This is a genomic window from Streptomyces katrae (assembly GCF_002028425.1).
In the GTDB taxonomy this organism is placed as follows: Bacteria; Actinomycetota; Actinomycetes; order Streptomycetales; family Streptomycetaceae; genus Streptomyces; species Streptomyces katrae_A.
In genome coordinates, this window is sequence record NZ_CP020042.1 from 7,340,450 (window position 1) to 7,354,110 (window position 13,661).

Annotated in this window: 20 protein-coding genes and 4 pseudogenes; 15 read left to right on the forward strand and 9 right to left on the reverse strand. The window is 70.5% G+C overall.

Going from position 1 to position 13,661, the window contains the following annotated elements; all coding sequences use genetic code 11:
* Positions 1–110: 110 nt before the first annotated feature.
* Complete coding sequence (locus B4U46_RS33455) at positions 111–956, reverse strand: class I SAM-dependent methyltransferase (RefSeq protein WP_079431328.1); 846 nt, start codon at positions 954–956, stop codon at positions 111–113.
* Positions 957–1,097: 141 nt separating this feature from the next.
* Here B4U46_RS33455 and B4U46_RS33460 point away from each other — a divergent pair, with 141 nt between their 5' ends.
* Together B4U46_RS33460 and B4U46_RS33465 are read left to right on the forward strand one after the other, a co-directional pair.
* Entirely contained in the window at positions 1,098–1,718 is a 621-nt protein-coding gene (locus tag B4U46_RS33460) for a TetR/AcrR family transcriptional regulator (protein ID WP_079431329.1), read from the forward strand.
* A gap of 30 nt (positions 1,719–1,748) precedes the next feature.
* Positions 1,749–2,386: pseudogene (locus tag B4U46_RS33465) on the forward strand (IS5 family transposase).
* Positions 2,387–2,487: 101 nt separating this feature from the next.
* Here the strand turns inward: B4U46_RS33465 and B4U46_RS40430 are convergent.
* Positions 2,488–3,054, reverse strand: coding sequence for an ArsR/SmtB family transcription factor (locus tag B4U46_RS40430; RefSeq protein WP_079431330.1), 567 nt, complete (start codon positions 3,052–3,054; stop codon positions 2,488–2,490).
* Between B4U46_RS40430 and B4U46_RS33475 the strand changes: the two genes are divergently transcribed.
* A complete protein-coding gene (locus tag B4U46_RS33475) occupies positions 3,000–3,371 on the forward strand; it encodes a hypothetical protein (RefSeq protein ID WP_079432170.1) in 372 nt (123 codons plus the stop codon). The two genes, B4U46_RS40430 and B4U46_RS33475, sit on opposite strands and share 55 nt — an antisense overlap.
* A 57-nt stretch (positions 3,372–3,428) precedes the next feature.
* Here B4U46_RS33475 and B4U46_RS37700 read toward each other — a convergent pair whose 3' ends face one another.
* From B4U46_RS37700 to B4U46_RS33490, 3 genes are all read right to left on the reverse strand, one after another.
* Positions 3,429–3,725 carry a hypothetical protein gene (locus tag B4U46_RS37700; protein ID WP_123995184.1) on the reverse strand — a complete coding sequence of 99 codons (297 nt, stop codon included), beginning with the start codon at positions 3,723–3,725 and terminating at the stop codon, positions 3,429–3,431.
* Between the two features lie 136 nt (positions 3,726–3,861).
* A complete protein-coding gene (locus tag B4U46_RS33485; RefSeq protein ID WP_079431332.1) occupies positions 3,862–4,212 on the reverse strand; it encodes a nuclear transport factor 2 family protein in 351 nt (116 codons plus the stop codon).
* A complete protein-coding gene (locus B4U46_RS33490; protein WP_079431333.1) occupies positions 4,205–4,816 on the reverse strand; it encodes a TetR/AcrR family transcriptional regulator in 612 nt (203 codons plus the stop codon). The genes B4U46_RS33485 and B4U46_RS33490 overlap by 8 nt, the downstream gene beginning before the upstream one ends.
* A 232-nt stretch (positions 4,817–5,048) precedes the next feature.
* Between B4U46_RS33490 and B4U46_RS39565 the strand changes: the two genes are divergently transcribed.
* On the forward strand, positions 5,049–5,639 hold the full coding sequence (locus B4U46_RS39565) for an EF-hand domain-containing protein (RefSeq protein WP_237293231.1): 591 nt from the start codon (positions 5,049–5,051) through the stop codon (positions 5,637–5,639).
* Here the strand turns inward: B4U46_RS39565 and B4U46_RS39950 are convergent.
* A complete protein-coding gene (locus B4U46_RS39950) occupies positions 5,620–5,949 on the reverse strand; it encodes an alpha/beta hydrolase fold domain-containing protein (protein ID WP_107438373.1) in 330 nt (109 codons plus the stop codon). The two genes, B4U46_RS39565 and B4U46_RS39950, sit on opposite strands and share 20 nt — an antisense overlap.
* A 508-nt stretch (positions 5,950–6,457) precedes the next feature.
* Between B4U46_RS39950 and B4U46_RS39955 the strand changes: the two genes are divergently transcribed.
* The 4 genes from B4U46_RS39955 (at position 6,458) to B4U46_RS33505 (ending at position 7,930) form a co-directional block, all read left to right on the forward strand.
* A complete protein-coding gene (locus B4U46_RS39955; RefSeq protein ID WP_257790373.1) occupies positions 6,458–6,592 on the forward strand; it encodes a hypothetical protein in 135 nt (44 codons plus the stop codon).
* A gap of 143 nt (positions 6,593–6,735) precedes the next feature.
* Positions 6,736–7,050, forward strand: coding sequence for a hypothetical protein (locus B4U46_RS33500; protein WP_121014343.1), 315 nt, complete (start codon positions 6,736–6,738; stop codon positions 7,048–7,050).
* A gap of 132 nt (positions 7,051–7,182) precedes the next feature.
* Complete coding sequence (locus B4U46_RS39960; protein ID WP_257790374.1) at positions 7,183–7,305, forward strand: hypothetical protein; 123 nt, start codon at positions 7,183–7,185, stop codon at positions 7,303–7,305.
* Between the two features lie 79 nt (positions 7,306–7,384).
* Complete coding sequence (locus B4U46_RS33505) at positions 7,385–7,930, forward strand: NUDIX domain-containing protein (RefSeq protein WP_079431335.1); 546 nt, start codon at positions 7,385–7,387, stop codon at positions 7,928–7,930.
* A gap of 1,009 nt (positions 7,931–8,939) precedes the next feature.
* On the opposite strand, the gene B4U46_RS33515 is transcribed toward B4U46_RS33505, so the two are convergent.
* Positions 8,940–9,218, reverse strand: coding sequence for a helix-turn-helix domain-containing protein (locus B4U46_RS33515; RefSeq protein ID WP_079431338.1), 279 nt, complete (start codon positions 9,216–9,218; stop codon positions 8,940–8,942).
* Positions 9,219–9,279: 61 nt separating this feature from the next.
* On the opposite strand from B4U46_RS33515, the gene map reads away from it, so the two are divergent.
* The 7 genes and pseudogenes from map (at position 9,280) to B4U46_RS33540 (ending at position 12,089) form a co-directional block, all read left to right on the forward strand.
* The gene (map, locus tag B4U46_RS33520) at positions 9,280–10,047 is read left to right on the forward strand and encodes a type I methionyl aminopeptidase (RefSeq protein ID WP_079431339.1); all 768 of its coding nucleotides are present in this window, start codon (positions 9,280–9,282) and stop codon (positions 10,045–10,047) included.
* A gap of 34 nt (positions 10,048–10,081) precedes the next feature.
* Entirely contained in the window at positions 10,082–10,429 is a 348-nt protein-coding gene (locus B4U46_RS33525; protein ID WP_185117134.1) for a hypothetical protein, read from the forward strand.
* A gap of 289 nt (positions 10,430–10,718) precedes the next feature.
* Positions 10,719–10,952 (forward strand): annotated as a pseudogene (locus B4U46_RS40725) (hypothetical protein); the annotation flags it as partial.
* Positions 10,927–11,229 (forward strand): annotated as a pseudogene (locus B4U46_RS39575) (IS5/IS1182 family transposase); the annotation flags it as partial. The pseudogenes B4U46_RS40725 and B4U46_RS39575, both read left to right, overlap by 26 nt.
* Before the next feature lie 24 nt (positions 11,230–11,253).
* The gene (locus B4U46_RS37705; protein WP_159402142.1) at positions 11,254–11,418 is read left to right on the forward strand and encodes a hypothetical protein; all 165 of its coding nucleotides are present in this window, start codon (positions 11,254–11,256) and stop codon (positions 11,416–11,418) included.
* A 52-nt stretch (positions 11,419–11,470) separates the two neighbouring features.
* Positions 11,471–11,605: pseudogene (locus tag B4U46_RS39580) on the forward strand (HNH endonuclease); the annotation flags it as partial.
* 52 nt (positions 11,606–11,657) lie between these two features.
* Entirely contained in the window at positions 11,658–12,089 is a 432-nt protein-coding gene (locus tag B4U46_RS33540; protein ID WP_079431341.1) for a helix-turn-helix domain-containing protein, read from the forward strand.
* A gap of 85 nt (positions 12,090–12,174) precedes the next feature.
* On the opposite strand, the gene B4U46_RS33545 is transcribed toward B4U46_RS33540, so the two are convergent.
* A complete protein-coding gene (locus tag B4U46_RS33545; RefSeq protein ID WP_079431342.1) occupies positions 12,175–12,777 on the reverse strand; it encodes a ClpP family protease in 603 nt (200 codons plus the stop codon).
* 1 nt (position 12,778) lies between these two features.
* Complete coding sequence (locus tag B4U46_RS33550; protein ID WP_079431343.1) at positions 12,779–13,417, reverse strand: ClpP family protease; 639 nt, start codon at positions 13,415–13,417, stop codon at positions 12,779–12,781.
* Positions 13,418–13,661 lie beyond the last annotated feature (244 nt).

Sequence of the window (13,661 nt, forward strand, 5' to 3'; positions counted from 1 at the left end):
TTGTGAAAGTGCTGGTCACAGCCACTCGTTGATGACTGTGACCAGCACGTTGGCCTCGAAACGAAGTGACCGGGCTGTTGCGGCTGGGCGAGCCAGTCGGCCGGGCCCGGCTACTTCGGGCGGTTGGCGGTGACCAGCCAGGCAGGGGTGCGCAGCCGCAGTGCACCGTTCTCCTCGTGGATGCCGAGGATGTCTGTGAGTGTCTGGCGGGCGCGGTCTTGGACCTGTTGTTCGACCTGGCTGGTCAGGTGGCGTCCGGGGCCGGAGTTCAGCAGGAAGGCGGCAGCGTCGGCGGCGTTCTGGCCCCACGTCCCGTACGCGTCCACGCGCACGACGTCGATGTGCTCGAATCCGGCGGCGGACAGTATCTCGCCGGTGCGGTCCGGGTCCGCCAGGGCGAACATTCCCGGGCTTCCCGGTGCGCCGAATTCTCCGACGGGCAGGATGTCGCGCAGTGCCGCGACGGCCTGAAGCCACTCGTTGTCCTCGGCCCCGGCCGCGCAGAGGAACGCCGTGCGGCCCCCGGGGCGCAAGGCGTGCCGGATGTTGGTGAAGGCGGCAACGGGGTCGGCGAAGAACATCACTCCGAAGCGGCTGATCGAGACGTCGAACACGCCTGGCTCAAAGGCGTGGGCCTGGGCGTCTCCTTGCTCGAAGGCCACGTTGGGGATGTTCTCGCGCTGCGCGGTCTCGCGTGCGCGCGCCAGCATCGGTGCCGACAGGTCCAGGCCCAGGACCTGGCCGTTTCGGGCCCGGCGTGCTGCCAGTCTGGTTGTGCACCCGGTTCCGCAGCCAATGTCCAGGACGCGGTCGCGCTCTTGGATCGCGGCGGCGGCGAGCAGGGGTTCGTTGAAGCCGGCGTTCACGGCGTCCCAGCGGTCCTGGTTTTGGGCCCAGTGGTTGCCCTCGTACCCGTTCCACGCTTGTGCCTGGTCGGTGTTGACGATGTGTTGCATGCGGGGCCTCCTGCTGGATGCGGTGCTTGCTGGAACTAGTATGGGCGTGCGCCCAAACAGTATGGGCGTGCGCCCATACTGGCAATCCCTTGTGCGCCGGAGTGGGCCGCAATGCCGTACGACCCGTACCAGGAGAGGCCTATGTCACCGCGTGGAGTAGCGATCCCCGACCTTCGCGACCGGCTCTTCGACGCCGCGGAACGGGTCCTGGCCCGAGAAGGCCCGGCCGCCCTGACCAGCAGAGCGATCACCGGCGAGGCGGCCTGCGCCAAGGGGCTGCTGCACGCGCATTTCGACGGCCTGGACGAGTTCGTCGCCGAGCTGGTCCTGGATCGGTTCGCGCGCACCGCGCGACAGGCCGGTGGGCTCCCTGCGCGAGCAGGTCAGACCACGGTGGCCGACAACCTCGTCACGGTCGCGCTCGCGCTCCTGAACTCTCTGGACCCCGCAGTCATCGGCCTGGCCATGACCCGCCCCGCCGCCTCCCTCCGGATTCGCCAGGCGCTGGAGGCCGGCGCGCCGGGCTTCACCGCGATCCAGGGCGCGATCGCTGCCTATCTGGACGCCGAACAGCGGCTCGGACGCCTCCCGGGCGGCACCGACACCTCCTCGATCGCGCTCGCCCTCGTCGGAACCGTCCACCACCTCCTGATGACCAGCTGGTCCGACGTGCCGGACCCCCGCGAACAGGCGGAGCGACTAGTCACCGTACTCGTCGGTGCCGGACCCAGCGGTGCCGCGGCCACTGAGGACCTGCCGTAGAAGTGGATCAAGATCTGCGGTGATCACTCCATGGGGCGGGGAGATCTGACGAATAGCCAGTGGGCCCGGCTTGTGCCGTTGCTGCCGAAGGGAAAGAAGCGGGGCCGCCCGCCTGTATGGACGAGGCGGCAGTTGATAGACGGCATACGGTGGCGGACCCGGACCGGCGCCCCGTGGCGTGATGTGCCGGACCGATATGGGCCGTGGGACCGGGCCTATGACTTGTTCCGGCGCTGGCAGCGGGACGGCACCTGGAAGTGCATCTTCACCCAGCTGCAGGCCCAGGCCGACGCGAAGGACCTGATCACTTGGGACATCAGCGTCGACTCGACCGTATGCTGGCCCACCAGCACGCCGCCGGGGCGGTGGAAACGCTCGCGGGGAGGCCTGACCACCAAGCTCCACCTCTCGGTCGAGCAGGGACAGAAGCCCATGTCTATCGTGATCACCGCCGGGCAGCGCGTGACCAGATCCGCAACCGCAAGAAGCTCGGCTCCCGCGGAGGCCGCCCGCCGAAGTTCGACGAGGCCGACTACCGCGAGCGGCACGCTGTCGAGTGCGGAATCAATCGCCTCAAAAGGCACCGAGCCGTGGCTACTCGTTACGACAAACTCGCCGTTCGCTACGAAGCCACCGTCCTCGTCGCAGCCATCAACGAGTGGCTGTGACCAGCACTTTCACAACAGGCCCTAGGCAGCCGGCCTCTCACACGGATGTCTTCACCGTGACTGCCGCGAAGCCGCTCGTACCTGCTCGTACAGAACGTTGCTCACCAGACCGCCGTCGCCCGGCGGGCGGTCTCAGCGCGCGGAGCCGGGGGTGGAGGGGGAGCCGCGGCGCCAGCCGTCTGGCCGGAGACGCAGTCGGCCGAATGGGCTGGTCGAGCGGGGGGACCCGCATGAACTTCGGCCAACACGGCGGCGAGGAGCCCTGGGAAGCGAGCGTCCAGATCGGCGCGACGCAGAGCCATCAGACGTGCCTTTCCGATCCGCCGTGTCCGGGTGACCCCGGCTTCGCGCAGGATTCGCCAATGATTGGACAGCGTCGATCTGGGCACGTCCACGCCGTCCGGGCTGCACGCACTCTCACCGTCCTCGGCCATTCGGCGGACCAGTGCCAGCCGGACCGGATCGCCCAGGGCATGGAGCACCGCAGCCAGGTCCAAGTCCGCGTGGTCGTCAGGCTGTTCCACCGACCCTCCTCGTCTTCGCCCGTGTGACACCCGTAGTATGCAGATCGCTTCGATGTTTCGGGAAAATCGAAATGATCTAGGAGATGGCCGTGACGGTGCTTGCCACCCTTGCCCGTGTCTACGTCGACGACCTGGACGTGGCATTGCCGACCTTCGTCGAGCTGACCGGAGAGCAGCCACGACTGCGGTTCGCCTACCGTGGTCTGGACCTCGCGAGCATCGGCGGCTATCTGCTTCTGGCAGGCTCCGAGGAAGCCCTAGCCCCTTACCGCGGCACCCACGCCACCGCGCTCGTGGAGTCCATCGACCGGATTCTGAGCCTCACCGAGCAACACGGCGGAGAAATCCTCGACGGTCCCAACGAGGTGCCCACCGGCCGAAACCTGACCGTGCGGCACCCCGGAGGCGCGACCATCGAGTACGTGCAGTTCAACGCAGCCGCACGATCAGCCCTTGCATGAGCTGACCCAGTCGACCTCAACAGGCACGCGCGGTGGCGCCGTCAGACTGCGCATCGATCACCGCTGTCCCGAGAAGTGGCGGAAGCCAAGTCGTTCACCGACTACGCCCTGACGGCCCCGTGGGCGCCCGTTCCGAGGACGACGCGAGACGCCGACGCGCTGGGCGAACTGGCGGCCGGGGAGTTCGGGGCCCCACTGCTCCGGCTGACCGCGGCCCGGCCCGGCGGCGTTGGCGATGCCGGCGAAGGTGCGGGTGGTCGACCGGTTCCGCTCGCGCTCCTCGATCGGGTGCAGTAGTTCGGCGGCGGCGGCGGCGGCAGCGGGCCGGGCCGGGCGCCTCAGCGCGCCCGGCACGCATGAGATGGCGCCTGTCGTCGCCGGCCCGGGAGCCCGGCCGCGTGCGGCGGGCTCCCAGACCCCGGAGCGTCAGGCGGTCTGGCCGGCCTCCGGCGCTTCAGTGGCCCTGGGGTGGATCCGAAACCCAAACACCCTAGGCCGGAAGGAAGAAGCCGGTGATGTCGGCGAGGCGTCCGTCTTCGTGGTGGCGGGCGGTGCTGATGCCGGTCGACGCGGTCTCGCCCTGCCCGCCGAGCTGGGTCCAGCGGGCGAGGGAGCGGTCGTGGTGCTCGAGCACCTCGTCGATGCGGAACCGGTGGCCGGGGAAGGCTCCGGCGAAGCCGGCCATGTATGCGCCGAGTTCGGTCAGGCCGGTGACCTCGGTCCCGGGGTCGCGGTAGGCGACCTCGTCCACCGCAACCGCGCCGAGGGCGGCGAGCCGGTCGGCGGGGTCGGCCGACCAGCAGGCGGCGTAATCGTTCCAGAGACGCTGGGTGTCACTCATGGTCGTCCTGCTTTCGTAGGGTCCTCAGGGAGCCGATCGACGCCATCGCGCCGTCGGTGACGCTGTGCAAGGTTGTGCGGGGCAGGCCGGCCCGGACGAGCACCAGCAGGCCCTGGTAGAGCGCGAGCAGGTGGGCGGCCGTGGTCGCGACGTCGAGGTCCGGCGGTGTGTCGCCCCGGTACCGGGCGCGGGACAGCGCGTCGGCGAAGCCGCCTTCGATCGCTGCCAGGCCGTGGTGCACGCCGGCGGCGGTCTCGGGGAGGGTGAAGGACTCGACGGCGGTGTTGGTGAGCAGGCAGCCCGGGTCGGGCTCGGCGCCGGTCTCGATCGCCGAGGTGAAGAACGAGCGGATGCCGGCCAGGGGGTCAGCGGGCTCCAGCAGGTGGACCCGGACCCGGCCCTGCACCACCCGCTCGTTGTAGGCGTCCAGGGCGGCGTGGAACAGGCCGTCCTTGCTCCGGAAGGTCCGGTAGAGGCTCCCCGGGTGCAGTCCGGTGGCCTCTTCGATGTCCCGCAGGGAGGCGCCGAGGTAGCCCCGGTGGCGGAAGAGCCGCATGGCCGAGGCCAGCACCTCGTCTTGGTCCCAGAGCTGTCTGCGCCCCATCGCGGCCTCCGTAGTTGAACGATTGCTCACAAAAAATAGCACGGCGACGGCCTGGCACTCCAGTGCGGTTTGTGAACCGGCGAGCAGGTAGGAGTCCCGGAGTCGGCGGCCGGCGCTTCACCGGGCCGCGGCCGGCGCCAGGTTGAACCAGTGCCGAAGCCGTCCACAGGGTGCTCGGTGAGATCGGCAGCGACCTCGCCGGCGGACGGAACTCCGGGACGGCCAGGTACTGATGGGGTCCTTGTTCGATCTCGCCGACGCCAACGGTGACGGCGCACTGGACCGAGCGGAAATCGCACGGCTGCGCCGGGTCCTGGGGAACACCGCAGAGAACGCCGCGACCGCTTTCGATGCTGTTGACACCGACGCCGACGGCCGCATCTCCCAGGACGAGTACATCAGCTCGATTCGCGCCTTCGTCGGCGAAGGCGCCTCGCCCATGTACGAGGCCGTTGTCGCCACCAGCGGACGGCATCCGCCGGCCCCCGGGTCGGCACCGGGCCCGGCTCCGGCTCGCGGCCCGTCACCACTCTCCTGGCCAGACCAAACACCAGACCGGCGGCCGGGGTACCCGCCGCACGGCCCCTGCCATGCCGCACCTCGCAGGCCCGGCTCCCGACGCCACCAGCCGCGCGCCCCGGCCGCCGCCGGGCCGGTCCGCATGGCGGTTCGCTCCGGGGGTCGCCCGCGCGGAACAGCTCACGCGTGGTCCGACTTCTCTCGTCGGACGGGGCGCGGTCAGCGCCCCTGGCGTCCTGGCGGCGCCGCCGGCTGTGGTGACGCGGAGCTCCTTGGCTGCTGGGTCAGCTCAGTCGTTGCTTGAGGTGGGTGAACGGCTCGGTGACGGCGTTTTTCAGGGCCTGGGCGTAGGCGTTGCCCTCGTCGCGCAGGGGGTCGTACTGGGCGGTGCCGATGATCGCGGCGGCCAGGCCGGTGAAGCTCTTGGCGCACCCCGCGCTCTTCCTTGGACAGCTCGTCGAGGATGGCGTCCACGTCCGCGACGCTGGGCACGGACCCGGCAGGTATGAGCACGGCCACGCCCATCGGGCCGCGCGTGACGGCCGCCTGCCACAGCCAGCCCGTCTCACGGGCGACCTGAGGGCTATGTCCGCACGCATGGCGTCCACGGTCATCGACAGGGGGAGGGCGCCTGAGCGGGCGCCGCCTCGCGTTCGGTGGCGTGGAGGGCGGAGACGGAGGCGTTGGTGACGTGCCCGATCACGTGGGCCGGGAGGCCGGCGGCGGAGTCAGCGACCTCTACCGGGTCCAGCTCGCCGAGGCCTGCCGCAACGTCATCACCCACCTCGGCGCCTGACCGTGCGGGCACCCGGGTGCCCACATGGTGGGCGGCTCGTTCACACCAGCCGGGCCGCCCGCCACAATCCCCCGATCCCTAGGCCGACTACGCCCCACCACGAAAGGGCCCCGATGATCTGCCCGTCCTGCCAGTCGCCGAACACGTTCCGGATCACGGCTGGTGAGCCCCGGTGGATGTGCCGGACATGCCGGGAAGTGAGCACCGAACCCGCCCCCACACCGGCGCCCGCATACGACCCGGGCCATGTCATCACCTGCGCCCGCTGTGGCCAGGAGAATCGGATATGGGGGCCGTGGGTCACAGGGCATTGCCGACGCTGCCGCATGCTGCTCGCGCTCAGCGTTCCCCACGGCCCCAACGCACGCACCCACCCGGCGATCACCGCCCTCGCAACGTGCGGCGTCCTCATCCTGACCGCGCTCGCCGCAATGCTCGTTTACGCACTGATCCGTCATTGACCACGCCCGGCAAGTTCCCCGCGCCCTCGCCGACCCCGGCGGCGGCACCGTTGCGAGGCCCCGTGCCCGCCACCGGACACCTCCGCAGGCCCTCCGGCAATCAACGGATGGGCCCCCAGCATCACGCCCCGAAGGACACCAACATGCCCCGCACTGCTCCGTTCGCCCACCGCGGTAAGACGTACACCCTCACGCGCGACCAGGTGGAGGCCGCCGCCACGAGCCTCGAACCCGCCGACAGCGCCCGCGGCCTGCCCTACGTCTGGTACACACTCGTCGGCTCCCACCTCTACTACGTCGTGGAAGTCGCCACCGCCGCCGCCGGGCAGGCCTTCCCCGACAACCCGACTCAGTACGTGGCCGAAGCGCGCACCACCCTCAAGGCCCTCGGCTACCCGATCCTGTCTTGGGCCAGCCCCGAACAGATCGAGAAGGGCCATCCTTCCCACACCTGCTGACCCTCGCCCTGGCGACGCCCCCGGCCGGCACTCCGGCACGGGGGCTTCCTACCGGGCCACACACCGCAGCCGCCGTCCTCCGGCTTCGCGGTGCCGGACGGGGAACCCGGCCCCTGCCACCTCTGCCCGCTCATGCGCGCCACCGGGTGCTGCCTGCCCCGGCACGTGCTGCCCCTGTCGGACGGCTTCATCGAGCCCACCAGCATGGCGGAGGGCCGCGCCGCGTTCTCGCTGCCCGGCCTGCCCGCGGCCTGAACGACCGGCGCCCGGGAGGGCGGGTGAAAGAGGGGTAAGACCCGCCCGGGCCGTCGGTGCGGCCTCGATACTGGCCGCCATGACCAGCGCATCCGAAAGCCCCTCCGCGGCCCCGTTCTCCCGGATCAAGATCCGGGCGGGGGCACTGGTGTTCTGCGGCGACGCCATCGCCCTCATCCGCCGCGACCGCGCCGACTCCACCCACTACACCCCGCCCGGCGGCAACGTCGAACACGGCGAAAGCCTCAACACCGCGCTCGCTCGCGAACTCGCCGAGGAACTCCACCTCGACGTCGACCAGGCCGAAGGCGGCGACCTGATGTGGGTCGTCGACCAGCGTGTCACCCGCCCCGGGCCCACCCCGCCGCCCCGCAAGCTCCACCTGATCTACCGCTTCCACATCAGCCCCGAACTGCGCGCCACCCTCGCCGAGACCGAACAGGACGAACTGCCCGACGGCAGCTGTGAGACCGGCGTCATCGAGTGGCTCGACTACCGCAAGACCGCCAAGCTGCCGATCTTCCCGCCCATCGGCCCGGCCCTCGCCGCCCTCCCCGACCCCCGCGCCGCCGTCACCGACGCCGCCCTCGAAGCCGTCACCGACGACAACTACACCTGGGTGTGACCCTCGGGCCTGCATCGCGCGGCGGTGTGCACAGGCGGGCAGGCACAAAGAGGCAGGAGACCGCGTGACCGTCGAAGACCCCGCCCGCTGGGCCACCTGTTCGTCCGCGACGTCGACGAACAGCCGGGGTAATTCGTCCGGCCGGCCGCCACGGACCGCCCTGTCTGGGCGGCCCACGGACGAAGCGGCGGTAACGACGACTCCTGTCTCCTGCGGGCCCGGGTCGCCGCCGCGCTCGTTCTCCTCTGCGCGCAACCTGTCAGCCGCATCGTCCGCCTCGCCATCGACGACGTCACCGACGACCGAATCCAACCGAGCAGCAGGAGACCCTGTTGTCGCAGTCTTCCGTGTCTTCCGTGTCCGCGTCCGCCCGTCCAAGCCCGTTGTCATGGGATGCCGCCTCGCCCGTCGGCGTCCGCACTTGCTCGGCGGCCTGCTCCGCCACTGAACCGGGGGCCGCAGCGAACAACCCCTCTGCGGCTACCGCACACCCCCGGGACACAAGCCGCTTCGCCATCGACCGAACACACTCGATCCGCGCGGGCACCGCTTCACCGCCCAGGGCCACGGTCAGATCCCTGGCCCGCATCGGACCGCCGGCTGCCCCGGCCACCAGCACGGAAACGGCTTCTGCCTCACCGAGCTCGACCAGAATCCGATCGGCCTCCTCCCGCAGCCGCTCCATCTCCTCCCGCGCAGCCGGCTACCTCGCCTCCAGCAGACCCAGCGCCGACGCCATCAACCACCCCACACGATCAACGACAAACACGACGCCGCATCCCTACCGCACCGCACCGAACCCACTCCCACCAGTGGAAACTCAAACGACTATGTTCGACAAGACGCCGGGTTCTCAGTGGTCGACCCTCAAAGTCCTTCGGGGGTCGACCTGAGAGTCCGCACCGTGCCGAGACGGGATCAGCGATCTGGTGTCATGCGGCGAAGGCCGACGTTCCAGTGCTACCTCAGAGCCATCCGCCCTCTCGGCTGGATGGCGCGTGCCTGACGTTCATGCCGACATGGCCTGCCCGCCGCGGTCGGCATCCTCCTCCGCGCAGGCAGCGGCCAGGTCATCCAGCGACAGGTCCAGCGCATAGGCCAGGGCCGCCACGGTGAAGAAGGCCGGAGTCGGGGCCCGGCCGGTCTCGATCTTGCGAAGCGTCTCCGCGGACACCCCGGCCGCTGCCGCCACGTCCACCATGCTGCGGTCACCGCGGGCCTGGCGGAGCAGGGCCCCGAAGCGCTCTCCGCGCTGCCGCTCCTGCGGACTCAAAGGAACTCTCACCATACCCGTGATACTAATACCGGTATAAGTATTGGGTGGCGTCGCATCGCGGGGAGTCCTGAACATGGTGGAGATCAAGACCGACACGGCACTGGAGACGATGCGAGAAGCCGGACGCGTCGTCGCCCACGCACTCGCAGCCGTCCGCGAAGCGGCAGCCGTGGGAGTTCGCCTGCGCGAACTCGACGAAGCCGCCCGCACCGTTCTGACCACGGCCGGGGCACGCTCTCCGTTCCTGGGCTACCAGCCCTCCTTCGCGCCCGTCCCCTTCCCCGCAGTGATCTGCGCCTCCGTCAACGACGCCGTGGTGCACGGCATCCCCGACGACTACCGCCTGCGCGACGGCGACCTGGTCAGCATCGACTGCGGAGCCGAACTCGACGGCTGGACCGGCGACGCCGCGATCAGCTTCACCGTCGGCACCCCTCGCCGCGCCGACCTGGAACTCATCGCCGCCACCCAGCAGGCCCTGGACGCCGGGATCGCCGCCGCCACCGTCGGCCACCGCATCGGAGACATCTCCCATGCCATCAGCACGGTCGCTCGCAAGGCCGCTTGCGGCATGCCGACCGGTTTCGGCGGCCACGGCATCGGGCGCCAGATGCACGAAGACCCCCACGTCCCCAACCACGGACGCCCCGGCCGCGGCTTCCCCCTGCGCCACGGCCTCGCTCTCGCCATCGAACCCATGCTCATGGCCGGAGGACGCAACGACTACCACACCGATCCCGACGGATGGACCCTGCGCACGACCGACGGCAGCCGAGCCGCCCACATCGAACACACCATCGCCATCACCGAGGACGGCCCCCGCATCCTCACCCTGCCCTGACTCGCATCCCTCGCCGAGGGGAGTAGACGACTCCATGGAGGCGTTCACGGCGGGAGGCGACACCCTCGCGCTCGAGACGGCCTCAGCCGTCCGGTCTGCCTCGCAGGCGGTCGACCGGCTGCGGTCGCACGGCGCGGAGGGACGTGGGCTCAGCGCGGGGGCGCTCGACGTCCTCGCACGACTGAGTACGGCCACGGACCAGGGGCTGAGTATCGGCGAACTGGCCCGCGCGGCAGGGGTGAGTTCCCGCAACGTCACTGGCCTGGTCGACACGCTCGGCGGATCCTTCATCCACGCTGTCACCAGTGCGGAGCCGTCCGCGGTGAAGGCTGCGGTGCTGTTGTCGGATTCGTCGGCGGAGAAGTCCGCGATGACCTCGTGAGGGTCGGTGGCCCGCAGCCGAACGTCGCCATGGATGTTGCCGTCGGCGACGATGTGCCCGTCGGGGCTGAACGCCACCGTGTGCAGTCCCTTGCCGGTGGGCGGTCGGCTCGGGCCTGGTCCCGCCGACAGATGCCGGGCCGGGTCGGTGGTCGCGGGCGGTGGTGGAGGCCGCCGACCCGGAGGCGGTAGGGGCGGCGCTGCGGGGTCCGATCGACGCCGGGGTGGCGGCGGACCGGCCGACGGAGGCCTTGGGGCCGCCGTGACAGCCAGCTGGTGAAGGGTGGGACAGCCACACGGTGGCCCGCCAGATGGTCGTCTCCGAGCACACGGTGCAGGACCACCTCAAGTCGGTGTTCGCCAAGATCATGACGAATAGCCGCAGAATGCTGTTGGCCCGCGCACTCGGAACGTGTACCGCGGGCCGCAACCCCGCCTGCTTGACGCAGGTCCGGTTCCGCGCCGACAGCTTGCCGGTGGCCAGGTTCCGGTTGACCTGGTCGTCCACGCACGCGTTGCCGTAGCGCCCGAAGAGGGCACCTGCTGCGGCGCCGGGCCATCGCCGCCACGATCCCCGAACGCCGCCACCAGGCCGCCAACCGCCGGCGCCGAGGGCGCCTTGGCGGCCGGCCACCCGCCTTCGACCGGGTCCTCTACCGCGACCGCAACGTGGTCGAACGATGCTTCGCCCGCCTCAAGCAGTTCCGTGCGATCGCGACCAGGTTCGACAAGCTCCCCGGCCGCTACCGCGCCGGAGTCGTCCTGGCCGCCCTGATCCTCCGGCTCCGCGAACCAGCCAGATGATCATTTGTCAGACAACCCTTGGTGGCCGTCTACGGACTCGCCCTCCACAACGACGAACGCTGCGTGGAAGCAGCACGCGTTCTCGGCCCGCCGCAGCGCGGTTCCCTGGAAGAGGAGCGCTACCTCGACGCGGCATGGCGCTACGAGTGGCGCCGCGACCGCCCTGACGCCCCCGCCTTGGCCTAGCAGGTGCTCCGGAGCTGGGAATACCGCACGGTTCGAATGACGCTCCCCGCCAGCTGGGGCGTCGGCGTGGTCGGCGGCGCGTCGGGAGGCGTACGCGAACGACCTGGGCCAGGAGACGTCTCTGGTGGCGGTGACGGCTCGTTCGAACCGGCAGAAGGCGGATCAGGATCCGGCGCGGCTTCACCCAGGGCAGAAGGCCACTCCCTTCCCCCCGTGCCCCAAATCCTTAGGGTGAGGGGGTGAGCACTCATACGTCGAACGAGTCCCGCGTCATCTCCCTGCGCCCGCAGGCCCCGTCGCCTGTTTCCGGCGGGGCGGCCGGCGCCCCGCGGAGACCCGTGGGGGGTCCACAGCCACGCGCGCCGAGGGAGCCTCTGTGGCGTGACCTCGTCGGCGACGTGCTGCGGCGCGAGCGGCTCGCCCAGGAGCGCACGCTGAAGGACGTCTCGGAGGCGGCCCGGATCTCGATGCCGTACCTGTCGGAGGTGGAGCGCGGACGCAAGGAGGCATCCTCCGAGGTGCTCGCGGCCGCCGCCCAGGCCCTCGGGCTCGGCCTCGCCGACCTGCTGCTGCTCGCCGGTGACGAGCTGGCCCGGCACGCCCGGAGCCGGGTGGGCCGGGGCCGCACATCACCCACGGCGCAGTACGACGGCTTCTGCCTCGCCGCCTGACCGGACCGGGCCACGGCCGGCACGGCGGGGGCGCGCCCCCGCCGTACCGGCCGGCTCGCCGGCCCTCGGCCACGGCCGCGCGGGCTCAGACGAACGCGAACCGTCGGCTCAGCACCTCGTCGGCGAGCCCGTAGGCCACGGCCTCCTCGGCGGTGAACACCTTCTCCCGGTCCATGTCCGCGCGCAGCGTCGCCACGTCGTGCTGTGTGTGCCAGGACAGGACCTCCTCCACCTGCGAGCGGATGCGGACCATCTCCTTGGCCGCGAGGCTGAGGTCGGAGACGGTCCCCTGCCGGCCGCCGCTGGCCGGCTGGCCGAGCAGCACCCGAGCGTGCCGGAGCACGAACCGTCGCCCGGGATCTCCGCCCGCCAGCAGCACCGCCGCCGTCGACGCCGCCTGACCGACGCAGAAGGTGGAGATCGGCGCCTGCACGAAGGTCATCGTGTCGTAGATCGCCATCAGCGAAGTGAACGATCCGCCGGGCGAGTTGAGGTAGATCGAGATCTCCTGCTCCGGGCTCGCCGACTCCAGGTGAAGGAGCTGCGCGATGACCACGTTGGCGACCCCGTCGTCGATCTCGGTGCCGAGGAAGATGATCCGCTCGTTCAGCAGCCGGCTGAAGACGTCGTAGGACCGTTCGCCCTGCGCGGTCCGCTCGATCACGTAGGGAACCGTGTACGACCCCATGTCACAGCCCCGTCCGTCGGCGCGGCGTGGCCGGGCGGATGTCAGCGAGCGAATCCACCACCCGGTCCACCATCCCGTACTCCCTGGCCTGTTCGGCCGTGAACCAGCGGTCCCGGTCGCCGTCCCGCGCGATCGTCTCCTCGCTCTGCCCGGTGTGCTGGGCGGTGATCCGCTCGACGGCCTTCTTGGTGAACTGGAGGTTCTCCGCCTGGATCTCGATGTCCGCGGCGGTGCCGCCGATTCCCGCCGAGGGCTGGTGCATCATGATCCGCGCGTTCGGCAGCGCGAACCGCTTGCCGGGCGTCCCCACGGTGAGCAGGAACTGGCCCATGCTGGCGGCGAAGCCCATCGCCAGCGTCGAGACGTCGTTCGGGATGAGCCGCATCGTGTCGTAGATGGCGAGCCCCGCGGTGACCGACCCGCCGGGGCTGTTGATGTACAGGCTGATGTCGGAGCGCGGGTCCTGCGCCGACAGCAGCAGCAGCTGCGCGCACACCCGGTTGGCCGACACCTCGTCGACCTGGGTGCCGAGGAAGACGATCCGCTGGTCGAGCAGCCTTGCTGCGAGGTGGTCGTCGAAATGGCCGGGCGGTGTGACGCCCTCCTCCGCGCGGGGCGCGAGCATGGTGAGGGGAATCATCTCTTCTCCTTGTCGAGGGCGGGATGCCGTCGACTCCACTCTCGACCTCGGCAACCCCCCGGACGCCGTTGCTCTGCCCCCGGCAGATCCGCCACGGGCGGACAGGATCGGCTCGGTCTCCAGCAGCAGCTCGTCCTGGAACACCTCGTACAGGAGCCGCCCGTGAAGCCTTCGTGCCAGCCGGGTGAGCTCCGCCCGGGGAAGACAGCCAGCCCTTCATGCTGGGCTTCATCCCAGGGCTGCC

Coding starts and splice junctions, on each gene's coding strand:
- B4U46_RS33485 (WP_079431332.1), bottom strand. CDS start 4,212: ATGAGTGACACCCAGCGTCTCTGGAACGATTACGCCGCCTGCTGGTCG.
- B4U46_RS39955 (WP_257790373.1), top strand. CDS start 6,458: ATGCTGCTCGCGCTCAGCGTTCCCCACGGCCCCAACGCACGCACCCAC.
- B4U46_RS33545 (WP_079431342.1), bottom strand. CDS start 12,777: ATGGGGTCGTACACGGTTCCCTACGTGATCGAGCGGACCGCGCAGGGC.
- B4U46_RS39960 (WP_257790374.1), top strand. CDS start 7,183: ATGCGCGCCACCGGGTGCTGCCTGCCCCGGCACGTGCTGCCCCTGTCG.
- B4U46_RS33550 (WP_079431343.1), bottom strand. CDS start 13,417: ATGATTCCCCTCACCATGCTCGCGCCCCGCGCGGAGGAGGGCGTCACA.
- B4U46_RS33525 (WP_185117134.1), top strand. CDS start 10,082: ATGGAGGCGTTCACGGCGGGAGGCGACACCCTCGCGCTCGAGACGGCC.
- B4U46_RS33490 (WP_079431333.1), bottom strand. CDS start 4,816: ATGGGGCGCAGACAGCTCTGGGACCAAGACGAGGTGCTGGCCTCGGCC.
- B4U46_RS40430 (WP_079431330.1), bottom strand. CDS start 3,054: ATGCCACGTCCAGGTCGTCGACGTAGACACGGGCAAGGGTGGCAAGCA.
- map (WP_079431339.1), top strand. CDS start 9,280: ATGGTGGAGATCAAGACCGACACGGCACTGGAGACGATGCGAGAAGCC.
- B4U46_RS39565 (WP_237293231.1), top strand. CDS start 5,049: ATGGGGTCCTTGTTCGATCTCGCCGACGCCAACGGTGACGGCGCACTG.
- B4U46_RS33500 (WP_121014343.1), top strand. CDS start 6,736: ATGCCCCGCACTGCTCCGTTCGCCCACCGCGGTAAGACGTACACCCTC.
- B4U46_RS33460 (WP_079431329.1), top strand. CDS start 1,098: ATGTCACCGCGTGGAGTAGCGATCCCCGACCTTCGCGACCGGCTCTTC.
- B4U46_RS33515 (WP_079431338.1), bottom strand. CDS start 9,218: ATGGTGAGAGTTCCTTTGAGTCCGCAGGAGCGGCAGCGCGGAGAGCGC.
- B4U46_RS39950 (WP_107438373.1), bottom strand. CDS start 5,949: ATGACCGTGGACGCCATGCGTGCGGACATAGCCCTCAGGTCGCCCGTG.
- B4U46_RS33505 (WP_079431335.1), top strand. CDS start 7,385: ATGACCAGCGCATCCGAAAGCCCCTCCGCGGCCCCGTTCTCCCGGATC.
- B4U46_RS33455 (WP_079431328.1), bottom strand. CDS start 956: ATGCAACACATCGTCAACACCGACCAGGCACAAGCGTGGAACGGGTAC.